The sequence below is a fragment of the Pelosinus propionicus DSM 13327 genome, assembly GCF_900114615.1.
Classification (GTDB): domain Bacteria; phylum Bacillota; class Negativicutes; order DSM-13327; family DSM-13327; genus Pelosinus; species Pelosinus propionicus.
Genome location: NZ_FOTS01000004.1, coordinates 91,017 through 105,839 on the forward strand (window position 1 = coordinate 91,017; position 14,823 = coordinate 105,839).

Sequence of the window (14,823 nt, forward strand, 5' to 3'; positions counted from 1 at the left end):
ATAGTTTCACCTCCAGTTTTACAATACACTCATTATCTCATGCACCTATGACAACCATATGACAATTCTCTCCTTTATAAGAAAATCATTACATACTCTATTAAACTTTTTAGTATTACAAAATATACATATATTAACATTTATAGAATTTTAAGTATATTTATTGACTAACTAACAACTTAATGTTATTATAGGGTTGTTAGTATTATATATGGGGGGCGAATAAAGTGAAAATCGCATTAGTAGGATTGGGTAGAACAGGAAAAGTCGTGGCAGAATATCTTCTTTCGCAGAATGTGCTTAGCATGGTATTGTGTAGACCGAATAGTACTAATGCTAATAAAGATCTTGGCGAAATATTAGGTCGTAATGACACAGGAATTATGATCGAGACCAGCGACCATTTAGAAAGAAAGCTATTTCAATATAAGCCAGATATTCTTATTGATTTTTCACGCGCAAGCTTTTTAACCGACAACATTCATATCTTAGAAAAGTGCGGCGTAAGTGTAATTACAGCAGTAACTGACTATGACTTTGCGGAATCGGAAAAAATAAAAAACGTAGCACAAAAAGGTAATATTGGTGTCGTTATGGCTCCTAATATTACATATGGCGTTAATGTATTGATGTTGATGACTGAAATAGCAGCAGAATTAATGAACTCTTATGATTTTGAAATTTATGAAGAGCACCATAAGCTGAAAAAAGACAGTCCTTCAGGAACTGCCAAGAAAATTGCTCTGAAAATACAGGAAGGTCTGGATCGCAATGATGAGATTCCAACTCATGCCGTTCGGGCTGGCGGTATTATTGGAAAGCATAAAGTTCTCATTTGCGGTGAATATGATTCTATTGAAATCTCTCATCAATCCTACTCCAAAAAAGCCTTTGCTCAAGGTGCTTATAAAGTATCACAATTTCTAATGGGAAAAACGGGTTTTTATGAAATGAGCGATGTTTTTGAACAGGAGAGAGAACAAAAAAGACAACTCATGGCCTTGCGCAAAATGATGGAAGATATTAATGTTTTGAATTTAGCGTAGAAAATCTGCTATACTATCGTAGTAGATTCATTCTATGGAGGTGATTTTATGGGAAAAGTATCCCCTAAAAGCAGTTATAAGAACATTAAATCTGCAGAGAAAAGTACAAAGTTCTTTATTGACAAACAGGCACCTAAAAAGCCGGTAAAAAAATAATAAGATCTTTGAACCCGTCTTTTTAGACCAGGTATTGCTCAAAAAGCTCCTGTAAGAATTTGTTTATGAATTCTTACAGGAGCTTCTTACAATCTGCTGGTCCTACATGCATTGTATAATTTTTTTTTCTGACACTGCCATATGTAATGTTATTTTAGGTATAATGCCTATCAGCCCCTCATCCTTAATGCAACTGATTACTTGTATCTTATATATCACAGAAATCTTACATATCATATATAATGAAGATCAAACTATTGATGGCATTTCATAACGGAAAAAGAAAAGATTGACAGCAAAATGTGACTACTTTATAATCTAGTTAACGATCGTTAACTAGATTATATGGAGTGATTCAGATGAATACATTGTTTTCCCACGACGGCAAAAAGAAAGATATTATTAAATCAGCATTGGATTTATTTGCAGGGAAAGGCTATGATGGTGTTTCTGTAAGAGATATTGCGAAAACAGCAGGAGTCTCTGAAGCTGCCTTATATAAGCACTTTAAAGGCAAAGAAGATTTAGCGTTATATATATTCAACGCCATTATCCAGAATTACTCTGATCGCCTGCTTCTGTTAAAAGATCAGCCTCTTAGTTCTATTGATAAGCTTTGTAAAATAGTAGAATACACGTATGATCTATATGAGATGTATCCTGCTGAAATTCGTTTCGCTCTGCTATCCCAATATTATTTCTGGGATTTATTAAGTAACGAAAATAAGCCTCATATCATCATAAAACGGATCATAGAAGAAGGAATCGCTGCTGGAGAGATTCACAGGCAAGAAGTTTATTTGTGGATCGCAGTCTATTCAGGAGTCATGTTACAGCCCTTAGCTCAATATCCTTATTTTCATGAAAATCTGCCGGATATACAGACACTAAAAAAGAACGTTATCGAAATGGTGCGTAAATTGTTTGCAAGAGAGTAAAAAATGAGCTATTACTGATAATAAAGAATAAATAACAGGGAGCAAACCAATGCTGAGATATTTATTGAGAATTTTACTTCGCTTACTCTTTAAATCAAAAGTAATCGGTTTTAAGGAGATGCGTTTTGACGGTCCTACAATTGTATTACCTAATCATGTATCCTTTTTAGATGCAGTATTCTTATATGCCTATCTGCCCAGTACTATTTGTTATGTAATTAATACAGATATTGCGGAAAAACTGCGCTTTTATCTCCAATTTATTAATCATATTAAAATTGATCCTTTAAACCCTTACTCATTAAAGAAGATCCTGGGCGTATTAAAAGCCGGCAAGCCCTTAGTCATTTTTCCTGAAGGACGTATTACCCGTACGGGAAGTTTAATGAAGATTTATAGCGGCATCGGCTTTATCGCCTTCCGGACCAATGCAGCAATTTATCCAGTGATCTTCTCAGGATTGGAATATTCCAAATTCTCACGAATTCAAGATAAGGTACGCTCTAAATGGTTCCCAGAAGTATTGATGTATGCTGACGAGGTCATTCATCTAGAATCTGGCGGAAACAAAAGCATCCGACTGCAGAAACGCGAAATTGGCGACAAAATTCGTACGATTTTGGAAAATACCATGTTCAAGGCTAAAGAATATACGCAGGTTGAAATCAATTTATTCAATGAATTATTGCTAGCGGGCAAGACTCACGGCATGAACAAGATGATGGCAGAGGACATCAGCGGAAAGATTACCTATCGAAAAACAATTATCAGCAGCTATGTCTTGGCCAGTGCTTTTCGTACAGCTCTGGCATCAGACAAAAGGGTTGGAGTCTTATTACCCAATTCGATCGGTCATGTCGTTGCACTGTTTGCCTTATTTTATCTAAACAAGACACCTGCAATTCTAAACTTTAGCGCAGGTATACAAAACAACTTAGACTGTGGAGAAACAGCAGGAATCAAAACCATCCTTACCTCTCGTACCTTTGTAGAAAAAGCTAACTTTCAATCCTATATCACCCAGCTGGCTGCTAAATTTACCATCCTTTATCTTGAAGATTTAAAAACTACCCTATCGAGTACTGATAAAGCTTCAGGCTTATTCAATTACTTCTTAAGAAAAAAAGCCTCTCCCATTGGCAATAAAGAGATCATACTCTTTACCAGCGGCAGTGAAAGCAAGCCTAAAGGGGTTGTATTGCCCCATTCTAGTATCCGGGCTAACCTTCATCAGATCTCATGCGTTATCGATTATACCCACAGAGATAAAATGCTAAATGCTCTGCCCATGTTTCACTCTTTTGGTCTGACGGCAGGAACGCTGCTGCCCATTATGGAAGGAATGGAAGTATTCTTGTATCCCAGCCCTCTCCACTATAAAATGATTCCTGAAATTGCATATGACCGAAATGTTACGATCTTGCTAGGAACCCCAACCTTTCTGATGGGATATGGAAAATATGCTCATAACTATGACTTTTATAACGTACGATTTGTTTTGGCTGGCGGAGAAAAACTGAAAGATGATGTGCGCAATCTTTGGAATGAAAAATTTGGTATTCGTATTTTTGAAGGCTACGGAACTACAGAAATGTCCCCAGTGCTTAGTTTCAACACACCCATGTTTAATCGCCGTGGAACTGTCGGTAAATTTCTTCCCGGAATCCAATGGCGATTGGATGCCGTAGAAGGCATTGAAAATGGTGGAAACCTCTTCGTAAAAGGGCCGAATGCTATGAAAGGCTACCTATTGCATGGCAATGGCTTTGTACCTTCAGAAGAGTGGTATAATTGCGGTGATGTTGTTGCCATTGACAAGGAAGGTTTTATTACCATAAAATCACGTTTAAAACGCTTTGCAAAAATTTCCGGCGAGATGATTAGCTTGGATGCTGTTGAAAAGGTTGCGGAAAGCTGCTTTGCTACTGATAAAAATGCAGCAATCAGCACTTCTGATACAAGAAAAGGTGAAAAGATCATCTTGTACACACTCTACAAAGATGCGACGAAACAGCTGCTACGAGAATACATCAACCAAAGCGGACAAAGTATGCTGGTTATGCCGACCGCATTACGAATTGTTGATACCTTACCCTTGCTGGGAAGCGGTAAGATTGACTATGTAACCTTAAAAGAAATGGCCGCAAAGGAGCTGGGTAACGTTGAGTCTTAAGCCTTCTCCCCTTAACGCCTTGTTCTTAGCTCAATTTATATCTGCCTTTGTTGATAACATGATCTTATTCATTGCCTTGGGGATTATCCATAGAGATGGCTATCCTGGCTATTATCTGCCTCTTGTACAAAGCACTTTTTTATTATCTTATATTGTTTTATCTCCCTGGGTTGGCAGGTTCGCGGATAAAAAAGCAAAATCTCAAGTACTAATGGCGGGTAATGTCATAAAAACATTGGGAATACTCCTTCTTCTTGCCAAATGCGATCCCGCTTTGAGCTACGGTGTGGTCGGTATTGGTGCCGTCATTTATAGCCCTGCAAAATATGGTATCCTGCCCTTTCTGGCAAGAGGAGAAGATGCCCTCTTGCGGGCAAACTCCAGCTTAGAAAGCTACACTATTGTAGCTATTCTTACAGGCTCTGTTGCAGGCGGTTATTTATCCGATATATCCATTCCACTATCATTGATAGCCTGTATCGTACTTTACGTCATATCCATTGGCGTAAATGCACTTATACCAAAAGATCCTGGCAATAGAGGGATTCAATATCGCAACGCAATTACCGAATTTGCTAATGATGCAATTGCCCTGTTTCGCGATAAACAAAGTCATTTTTCTCTGTTAGGTACTGGCTCATTTTGGATGGCATCTGCCGTCTTGCGTATGATTATCTTTGCTTGGGTCCCCCTTACCCTTGGCATTAGCAGCAGGATGGACATTAGCATGATTATTGCCGTTACCGGAATTGGAATAGCCATAGGAGCCGTAATTACTCCTTATCTCATTACCGTGAAAGAGTATCAACGTACTGCATGGTATGGTTTGGGTATGGGACTTTGTATTCTAGCATTTTTATGGGTTACGACTTTACCCATCGCCATTATCTTCTTACTCTTAATCGGCTGTATGGGAGGTATCTTCATTGTTCCCATGAATGCGTGCCTGCAGCATGTCGGTCATCAAACCATAGGAGCAGGCAAGACCATTGCCATCCAAAATTTTGTGGAAAATGGTTTTATGTTTCTCGGGGTATTAGCCTATACTTTTGCTTTAAAATTGGGCATATCCATTCATACTTCATTGGCGACTGCCGGCATTGTCTTACTAGCTTTTGTTGCCTATTTGATTGTACTAACCTATAAAAAAACTGACACTGACTAAAAGCAGCCCTTCCGAATACTAGATTCGGAGGGGCTGTTTTAATATCACAGTAGAAAAGTTATTACGCAAATAAAAAATTATTCTTGGGCATACTACCTGTGCACAGTTTAATCCCCCTCTATTTCATTACATTTGAAAAACAGGAGATCTCTATGATAAAAGATAAATCAACCTTATTGAAAGTAAGCGTACTCTTTCTAGCCATTCAGCTCGTACTCATTTTTCAATTAAACAATCTAGGCCAATCCAGCTATGCACGAAGTGTTATGGCAACCACATCGTTTTGGATCTTGTATACCTTTCTAGAGGCTAGATACGGGTTTTATATGAATACCTATGTGAGAGGTATTATCATCCTCTCCCTACTGTGCGATAGTTTTTTTGGCAGCTATTTAGATTTTTATCAAACATCCTTTACTTTCGACAAACTCTTGCACATCTTTGGCTCCTATTCCTTCTCCTTATTTGCCTATATCTTAGCGGTTCAATTACTTAGCCATCCTCTCAGCAGAGCATTTAAATTCATTTTTATTCTATCCCTGGGTCTTAGTATTGGAACTTTTTATGAGATTCTAGAATTTATCACCGATACCATTTCACATCCAACTCCAATTAGCCAGCCAAGTCTGCTGGATACGGACCTCGATCTGATTGGTGATTTAATCGGAGCAATGATGGCTGCCATCCATGGAACATATCGGACTTTTATGAATCATAACTTTTAAACTTATCTAAATAATAATCTATGCAGCCAATGTTTTTTTATAGAAACGGCTTTCTCAGGGCATAACTCGTGACAGCAAAAACAACTTATACATTGATTAAGGTCTAGTATCGGCTTACCAGAACTCATCTCAATGATCTTTGCAGGACATCCTCTCGCACACTCACCACAGGAAATACATCGACTATAGTTAAATACAGGTTGTGCCCGCAAGCCATTGATTAAGAACTCTTCAACAAATTTTGGTACTTTTCCACTTACTAAGCTTTTACCTAAAGATCCTGGCAATTTAAAAGGAGGTATATGTATATCGTCTAACTGCAGTCCTTTAACTGACAAATCGTTAATCTCTCCACTAAAAAGTCCTCTTTCCTTTGCAACTTTTATAGTCGGAACTTGCAAGGGCAGCATTCCCATGATATGAGCTCCAACTGTATCTAATGCATACGGATTCTCAGATGCCAAAATCAACCCAACCTGTCTTTTGTCCCCTGCGGAAGGTCCATCCCCTTCCATGCCTTCGATTGCATCAATGATTGTAAAAACAGGTTTAATATACTCACATATATCCACTAGATGATGAGCAAAATTTTCCGCACTATTCATTTTAAAATGATATTCAGCTTTGGTTAGGCCAGGGATAACACCAAATAGATTTTTTACTCCTCCTGTATACAGCATCATTCCATGTGTCTTAAACTTAGCTGCCGATACAATGAAATCAATTTCTTCTGCAATTTTTATGATTTGCATCTGCTTTAATTTTTGTGCCTCTTCATTAATAATATCAATAACTGACGTATCATAGTTTAATTCACAGCCGGTATTTTCGGAAACTTTTTTCATCCCAGAAGCTTTATAAATGCTGAGCAAACGTTTTATATTATAAGGGCCGCCCGGACTATCACCGATAATGACGCTGCATCCTAACCCCTGCAGATACCTAACGATCGCTTCGACGACTGCCGGGTGGGTGGTCACCGCATCTTCTGGATAATTTTTCTTTAATAAGTTGACCTTAACCAAAACCCTGACTCCGTTTTTTAACCTGCTTTTGATTCCAGGAATTCCATCTAGACAATCATAAACTGCCTTTTCTACTTCTTCCTGCTTGTAGCTTTCAGATTGGGCAATACTGACTATTTTCATTTTCTTCTCCAATCATAATACTTAATTTTACTAAATAACTCCGACTTCCTTCCTACAATCCATCATTCGGCCTTAACAGAGTTAGTTTGATATTAAAAATTTAACTAGATTATACTGTTCTTAACAAATTTGATCAACATTATTCAAACATCTGCCGACCAAAATAGATCTACACCTGTGATTTATGACCTCTGGCTCATACCAACTTTTATATAGTGACGATAAGTCATTTGTATGATAAAATAATTATTATGTAAACTAGTTAGTATGATAGAAAGGATTTGGGATTATGCGTCCAGTATGCAAAATTCTGATGCTTCTGGCAGTTCCAGTAAGGTTAGTAAAGGCTATTTACTCCGGGAATATTAGTGTTTGTCAGCAACGAAACAGCATTGAGGTAAAATCCGATGAAACCGTGAATACTTTTCAAGTATCTCAAGTATATAACGATGCTATTGAAGGTATGAAAATCGAAACAACTATATTTGACTCATAACAGCCAAAGGACAAGGAGTACTAACGTCGGTACTCCCTGTCCTTTTCATTTATTTTATAATCTATTTTCCAATTAATAGTATTTTCATTTCTGTAAAGAATTCAACAGCTACACCAGCCATGACTTTGTATCCCGCTTTGTTTGGATGTATGCCATCAGAATGTAAGCCTTCCTTGATCTTGCAGCTGTCTTCCTCTACCATTGCCTCATAAAAATTAATGACTGCAATAGTATTTTCAACAGCGTATTGGCATATTTTTTCTCGATACAGTCTAAGCAGGCTTTCTGCTTCCAAATCATTACAAGGAATTGGAAGACCAAAAATTGGAATTATTGTATTGTCTACCGCCAGCTCTGCCATAGTTTGAAGATTGTTTATCACTTCGTCTGCAGATATCTTAGCATAAGCATCGTTGGTGCCGCCCATAATGATAACATGGGACAGTTTTTGGCGTAAAACATCTTTATAAAAGCGCTCCAGCATGCCATCGGTAGTATCACCATTTACTCCTTTATTAACATGTTCGATGTTTAGCTGTTTCGCTGCTAAGTTAAACCAGGAACCTTCTGATGTATAGGGGAAACCATAGGTTATGGAGTCACCGATAGCAACTATTTTACCTCTATATGTTCCATGTGATTTCATCCCATCCTATCTATGTTCGTTCATACTACTATATTTAACGAAACAAGATAATGTTCCTCTTTATCCGACTAAGTAATTCACTATTTCTCACCACTATGCCTAGCCTTTAATGATCTTTAGAACAATATTGGCATAATCCTATAAATAATATCATGGATTACATCATCATCATTACTTACAGCAACCCAATCTGCAATCTTCTTTACATCTTCTTGGGCGTTAGCGGGTGCAACTCCACAATCAGCACGCTGCAGCATTTCAACATCATTTTCAAAATCACCTACAGCAATCACCTTTTTAAAACGGTATGCTTCCATATTCAGTAATTCACCAAGCATCTTTCCTTTTGAAACCTGCTTACCAACAATCTCTAAATAAGTAACTGCCGAAAAAAACTGATTTGTTTTATTATCCAAATGAAATTCGGTTAATAAATTCCGACTAGCCAGTAAATGTTCATGGCTGTCACAAAGGATAATTTTAATCCATGATTGTTCCAAAATATCATCAATTTGGGCATAAACAAACTCCTGTTTCTCTCGTTTCATATGCTCATCAATATTGACAGGATCAGTAACCACATAGAGTTGTTCTTCTATAAAAACTTCAATGCACATTTTCGGAAATGACAGTATACAACATCTTAGGAAATCGCTTACATCATTGCTTTTCATCTGCATTGTTTTTAAAAAGCGCTGCTCCTGCCAGGAAAAAAGTGCCCCGCCATTATAAAGAATACAGGGTGCATTGATCATAAGATCTGTCATGTAAGGTACTACGTTTTTTTGCGTGCGTCCTGTTGCGATAGAAAAGTGTCCGCCTTGCTCTACAAAATAGACAATGGCTTTCTTATTTTTTTCCGAAACCTTGTGTTCACTGTTGGCAAGAGTTCCATCCAAATCCGAAATAAGAATAAAATCCTGATACGGTTTCAAATTTTCAGCTCCTTCCACTATTTATGAATAATACAGCCGCTATGTTTAACAAATTCGGTAGGAGTGGTCTTTGTATATTTCTTAAATACGGCGCAAAAATGCTTATAGTCACTAAAGCCTGTCAAATCAGAAACTTCATACACCCGATGAATCCCTTTTTTTAATAGACCAATCGCCTTTTGAATACGATAGCGTGTCAATAATTCTAAAAAAGTCTGTGATGTTGCTTCCTTAAACTTACGACTTAGATAACTGGCACTTACATCTAATTCATCGGCAATCGAATCAATGCTGATCTTCTCATGATAATGATCACGAATTTTATAAAGCGCCTGTGCAACATAACTATTTTTAAGGGTATCTCCATTTAGATATACATCCCAGTCTACAAGCTTACCAATATCCCGTTTCTTGGTAAGTGCAATAATATTAGAATAAGTTTTTCGCTTCTTCCATACTTTCCTTGATTCTCTTGATTGTATTTTTCAGTTCCTCTTCATCCACAGGTTTAAGCAAATAATCTGATACCTGCAGATGTACTGACTTACGCGCATAATCAAAATTGGCATGGCTTGTCAAAATGATGCTTTTAAATGGCTTAATCTCCATACTTTTGGCCTTTTCCAACATCTCGATGCCATTCATGTGGGGCATAATGATGTCTGCAATGACCAGATCGATTTCATATTGCTCTAACATAGCAAGTCCTTCTTTACCATTCTCTGCTGCGCCCACCACCATACAATCCATACTCAGCCAGTCAATTGTGTAAACAAGTCCTCTGCGTATAATTTCTTCATCCTCAACAATCAGTACCTTGAGCATATGAGTTTACCTCCTTTTATTTCAACCAAAAAAGCGGTAACCGTCATTTATTGTTTTCTATGAATGGGCAAAAGAATTTTTACAATCGTTCCTTTACCATAACTGCCGTCAATTTCCACCCCATAAGAATCACCATACATCAACTGAATCCGTCGATTGACATTATATAGTCCTGAATGTGGTGAAACATTCGCAGGTGATATCAGCATAGCCCGAATCTCGCTAAGTGACTGTTCATCAATTGCAGTACCATTGTTGGTAATGGTAAGAACAAGTGTGTTCTCAATCATCTTGATTTCAATTTCTACCAGCATATGCTGACAATCGTGAAAACCATATTTTACTGCATTTTCAATAATCGGTTGAATCAGCAATTTAGGAACACTGCAATGCTTCAGTTCTTCTGGTATCTGAAGAATATAATTCAGCCGGTTACCAAATCGATATTTCTGAATATCGAGGTAACTTTGGGTATATTCCATATCTTCCTGAATAGTTACCCCGCTGCTGCTGGTACTAATGCTGTAGCGCAATATATTCGACAGGGCAATTATCATTTTATTGGCTGCAGCAGGGTCTAACTTAATCATAAATTTGATATTTTCTAATGTATTAAATAAAAAATGCGGATTAAATTGTGACTCAAGCTGTTTAATTTCAGAAATAACCGTTGCTCGTGCCTTTTCATGATTGGTTTGCATAAGCTCTTTGAGACTGAAAAGCATTCGATTATAAGCCTCACCGATTATTTCAAATTCATTATTCGTATTGATAGAAAGACGCATATCCAGATTCCCCTGTTTCACAGCCGAAAATGCTTCTACAAGCTGATCTATCATTTTTGTTTTTTCTTCGACTTGCTTTTTTACACTGATAACAATGGACAGGGATACTATAATTAATACCCCAATGAGAATCATCACTGCATTCACCAGCTGACTGACGATACCGCCGATAGAAGTAAACGCATACACCGTTAATTCTCCGTCTAGAATTGCTTTTTTGCTGCTATAATACTTTGTATCTGCAAAAGAAAAATAGCCATTCCCATGCTGAAATTCAGGTTTCATTTTGTTCATAGCAGCACCAAAAAAATCATCTGTACAAATTGGCATATAGTCATAACGATCCTTTACAACAATATGCACGTCAGGATTCGTCATTGCACTTAGAATTTGTGCGGCGGGCACAACAAAGAGAACATAGCCAGTGATCTTACCTTCTTCCAGTATGGCTTTACCAATGATAAGATCCATCTGGGAGTCAAAACCGTGAATTGAATTCGCAAAAGTAAAGATTGGTTCCATTGACTTTCTCTTGATCTGCCCTATAATGCCCCAATCTGCAGTCCTTGCCAACTCGGCAAATTCCGGATCTTGTATTTGATTTGAAATTAACCGATTCATCTGAGTATCAAAAATATAAAAATCCGTGTGTACACCTATCATATTGGTATATTGATATAATTTTTCATATATTTTTGCCTTTGCAGTGTTGTTATCACGCAGCACATTCATATTACAAAGGCCGGCAATGTCATTGGCGTTATCTAAATAATTAGAAATCATTGTACTCATCATATCACAACTAGCATTCAATCGATTGTGATTGCGTTCCAGCACATTGGTATTCCAATACGCAAAAGCAAGTATAAATACGATAATTGAAATAATAAAAATCGGGATTAGCGCATAAATGGTAAAAGTTCGCCGTAATTCATCCTTCAAGTGGTTCACTTTTCTACTCATGTTTCACCCCGATTCTCTATATCAACTACGACCATACAAGTGTTTACATTTTTTATTATAAACTAATATCTCTGCTGCCGGAAACTTTAAAGAATAAAAGCAGGCCAATGACTGTAGTCAGCGTTAGAATGGTAGACAGTGCTGCTGCCGTACCATAACTTGCACGAATCACTTCTGTATAAATAGCCACGGACATTGTCTTCGTTCCGCCGGTATACAAGATGACGGATGAACTTAATTCATTAATACAGGTAATCCAACTTAAAATCGCCCCGGATAACACTCCTGGTATCATCATTACCGCAGTAATTTTAAAGAAAGTCCTTAATGGTGATGCACCAAGACTAATGGATGCTTCCTCCACACTGGGACTGATTTGATACAAAATGGCTGAGCTTGAACGCAAGGTATAAGGCAAGCGTCTAATGACCAGAGAAACAATAATAATCGTTGCTGTTCCCGATAAGATGAGGGGATCCTTATTAAATGCCAAAAGCAACGTGATGCCCAATACCGATCCAGGAATAATATAAGGAAACATGGTAAGAGTATCAATCATATCAGTAAGCCAGCTTTTCCGCCGTGTCGTGATGTAAGCAACAAGCATACCGAAGAAAACAATCAGCAAAATGGCCGCAAAGGAATACACATAGGTATTGGTAATTGCTAAAGCCAGATTGTCAAAAACGATACGATAACTATCCAAAGAAAATCCCGATACGAATATTTGCCCCTTTGTTTTTAGAAAAGAAGTGTATATCACGGTAACTTGCGGGATGATGGATACCAACACCAGTCCATAAATAGCGATATGCATTACTGCATTCTTTATTCCTGACAATCCTTTCGCCTGCATGGGCCTAAGGGAACTCATGGTAAAGGATTTTCGATTTACCACGTATTTTTGCAATAAGAAAATCGTTGTCGTAAGAATAACCATTAAGGTTGCCATGGCTGCGGCAAAATTGGCTTGCCCACCCACTTCATTAATAAATTCAGAATAAATCATGACCGGCATAACGTTAAAACCTTCCCCAATGAGCATGGGTGTGCCAAAATCAGCTAATGCATTCATAAAGACCATCAGGGCGCCCGCAAGCAGCGTGGGCATCACCAGCGGCATTATCACCGTTACTACCTTTTTTATGCCGTTGCAGCCGAGGCTTTCTGCCGCCTCAATCAGGGATGCATCAATCTTTTTCAATGCCCCGGATACATACAAATAAATAAAGGGATACAGCTTTAATGTAAGCACTAAGAGTATGCCGCTAAAACCATAAATAGATGGCCATTCCATCTGGAATAAGTCAGAAAGAAACTGCGTTATTATACCGCTTCGCCCGCCTAACAATACCCAAGAGTAAGCACCAATAAAGGGGGGCGATAGCATGGAGATAATCACAAGTACCTCGACTGCCCCCTTGCCTTTTACCTTAAATGCCGTCATAAAATAGGCTAATGCCGTACCAATCAGGATGGATAGAATGGTTACACAAGTAGTAACCCACATGCTATTGATCAACGATTGATAGTAGTACTTTCTACTGAAAAACTTACCAAAATTTTCTAAGGTAAAAAAACCAGTAGCCGGGTCCAGGAAACTGCTGATAAACAATGAAAATAAGGGATACATCAAAAACAGTCCAAATACAGCAACAGATGAGATGGTAACGAATGTCCAGAAATCCCAGGTAAGCAGCTTCTTATTCATACTGCTTCACATCCCTGATTAAATTCATCCTTTGGTCCGCAGTAAAAATATTGATTTTTGCTTTGTTCGGCCGAAGAATCATTGTCTCACCAATTTCGAACACTTTTTCTGCATGGCCTAAGTCTTGTGAAAATTCAGTTGCAGATTGATTTTTCATCACCATACCAGGAGCAAAAGCAAGTGTATAATTTACATATTTACCGAGAAATACCCGGTTATGAATTGTGCATGGTATGCCATCTTCTTGTACTGAAAATTCTTCCGGTCTAACAGAAATAATAACCTCCTGCCCATCTGTTACTGCACTAAGATTATCCATTTCCAGCTGATAACCGTCCTGAAACAAAACAAAAGTCTTATGATCTTCGACTTTTATTTTGCCAGCAAATAGATTCGAATGGCCGATGAAAGTTGAAACAAATACATTATAAGGCCTTGTATAAATGGACTGGGGTTTTCCAATCTGCTCAATTACGCCGGTTTGCATAACTGCAATTCTATCGGAAATAGCCAAGGCTTCCTCCTGATCATGAGTTACATAAACAGTGGTAATTCCTACTTGATTCTGCACTTCACGAATGGCACTGCGCATTTCTACGCGAAGTTTTGCGTCTAAATTAGAAAGAGGTTCATCCATAAGGAGTACATTGGGATGAATCACAATGGCTCTTGCTAAAGCAACCCGCTGCTGCTGACCGCCAGAAAGTCGTTCCGGTAAGCGATCTTGATATTCTTCAATTTTTACTGCTTTTAAAATAGCATCCACTTTGGTTTTAATCTCTGCCTTGCTGAATCTTCGCAGTTTTAGACCATATTCTATATTTTCCCGTACTGTTAAATGAGGAAATATGGCATAACTTTGAAATACCATACCAATATTACGTTTATGAGCCGGAATCTCATTGATCACCAAATCATCAAATTTGATTTTTCCTCCCTCAATACTATTGAATCCTGCAATCATTCTTAGTAATGTCGTTTTGCCACAGCCTGAAGGTCCTAATAACGTAAAAAACTCTCCATTTTTGATATGGGCTGATAAATCGGGGATAATCGTTACTTGATCGTATCTTTTAGTTACATGGTCAATATGAATTGCAACACTCATAGA

At 37.9% G+C, this 14,823-nt stretch carries 12 protein-coding genes and 1 pseudogene; 6 read left to right on the forward strand and 7 right to left on the reverse strand.

Annotation, left to right across the window (positions count from 1 at the left end):
- The first annotated feature begins 227 nt into the window (after positions 1-227).
- The 5 genes from dapB to BMZ99_RS03180 all read left to right on the forward strand — a co-directional run bounded on the left by dapB (position 228) and on the right by BMZ99_RS03180 (position 6,203).
- The gene (gene dapB / locus BMZ99_RS03160) at positions 228-1,046 is read left to right on the forward strand and encodes a 4-hydroxy-tetrahydrodipicolinate reductase (RefSeq protein WP_090932861.1); all 819 of its coding nucleotides are present in this window, start codon (positions 228-230) and stop codon (positions 1,044-1,046) included.
- A 515-nt stretch (positions 1,047-1,561) separates the two neighbouring features.
- A complete protein-coding gene (locus BMZ99_RS03165; RefSeq protein WP_090932863.1) occupies positions 1,562-2,140 on the forward strand; it encodes a TetR/AcrR family transcriptional regulator in 579 nt (192 codons plus the stop codon).
- Between the two features lie 49 nt (positions 2,141-2,189).
- Positions 2,190-4,313, forward strand: a complete 2,124-nt coding sequence (locus BMZ99_RS03170) for an AMP-binding protein (protein WP_090932865.1) — start codon at positions 2,190-2,192, stop codon at positions 4,311-4,313.
- Complete coding sequence (lplT, locus tag BMZ99_RS03175) at positions 4,303-5,478, forward strand: lysophospholipid transporter LplT (protein ID WP_090932867.1); 1,176 nt, start codon at positions 4,303-4,305, stop codon at positions 5,476-5,478. Before BMZ99_RS03170 ends, lplT begins: the two co-directional genes overlap by 11 nt.
- Positions 5,479-5,630: 152 nt before the next feature.
- On the forward strand, positions 5,631-6,203 hold the full coding sequence (locus BMZ99_RS03180; protein WP_090932869.1) for a hypothetical protein: 573 nt from the start codon (positions 5,631-5,633) through the stop codon (positions 6,201-6,203).
- A gap of 2 nt (positions 6,204-6,205) precedes the next feature.
- Here the strand turns inward: BMZ99_RS03180 and BMZ99_RS03185 are convergent, their stop codons facing one another.
- On the reverse strand, positions 6,206-7,351 hold the full coding sequence (locus BMZ99_RS03185) for a DUF362 domain-containing protein (RefSeq protein ID WP_090932871.1): 1,146 nt from the start codon (positions 7,349-7,351) through the stop codon (positions 6,206-6,208).
- 289 nt (positions 7,352-7,640) lie between these two features.
- Between BMZ99_RS03185 and BMZ99_RS03190 the strand changes: the two genes are divergently transcribed.
- A complete protein-coding gene (locus BMZ99_RS03190; RefSeq protein WP_090932873.1) occupies positions 7,641-7,847 on the forward strand; it encodes a hypothetical protein in 207 nt (68 codons plus the stop codon).
- Positions 7,848-7,908: 61 nt separating this feature from the next.
- Here BMZ99_RS03190 and BMZ99_RS03195 read toward each other — a convergent pair whose 3' ends face one another.
- From BMZ99_RS03195 to BMZ99_RS03220, 6 genes and pseudogenes are all read right to left on the reverse strand, one after another.
- Entirely contained in the window at positions 7,909-8,493 is a 585-nt protein-coding gene (locus BMZ99_RS03195) for a GDSL-type esterase/lipase family protein (protein ID WP_245754791.1), read from the reverse strand.
- A gap of 116 nt (positions 8,494-8,609) precedes the next feature.
- Positions 8,610-9,428: a Cof-type HAD-IIB family hydrolase gene (locus tag BMZ99_RS03200; protein WP_090932875.1), complete on the reverse strand. Its 819-nt coding sequence runs from the start codon at positions 9,426-9,428 to the stop codon at positions 8,610-8,612.
- A gap of 17 nt (positions 9,429-9,445) precedes the next feature.
- Positions 9,446-10,253: pseudogene (locus BMZ99_RS27525) on the reverse strand (response regulator transcription factor).
- A 47-nt stretch (positions 10,254-10,300) separates the two neighbouring features.
- Positions 10,301-12,001: a sensor histidine kinase gene (locus tag BMZ99_RS03210; protein WP_090932877.1), complete on the reverse strand. Its 1,701-nt coding sequence runs from the start codon at positions 11,999-12,001 to the stop codon at positions 10,301-10,303.
- Positions 12,002-12,056: 55 nt separating this feature from the next.
- Entirely contained in the window at positions 12,057-13,712 is a 1,656-nt protein-coding gene (locus BMZ99_RS03215) for an ABC transporter permease (RefSeq protein WP_090932879.1), read from the reverse strand.
- Entirely contained in the window at positions 13,705-14,820 is a 1,116-nt protein-coding gene (locus BMZ99_RS03220; protein ID WP_090932881.1) for an ABC transporter ATP-binding protein, read from the reverse strand. Before BMZ99_RS03220 ends, BMZ99_RS03215 begins: the two co-directional genes overlap by 8 nt.
- Between the last annotated feature and the right edge of the window lie 3 nt (positions 14,821-14,823).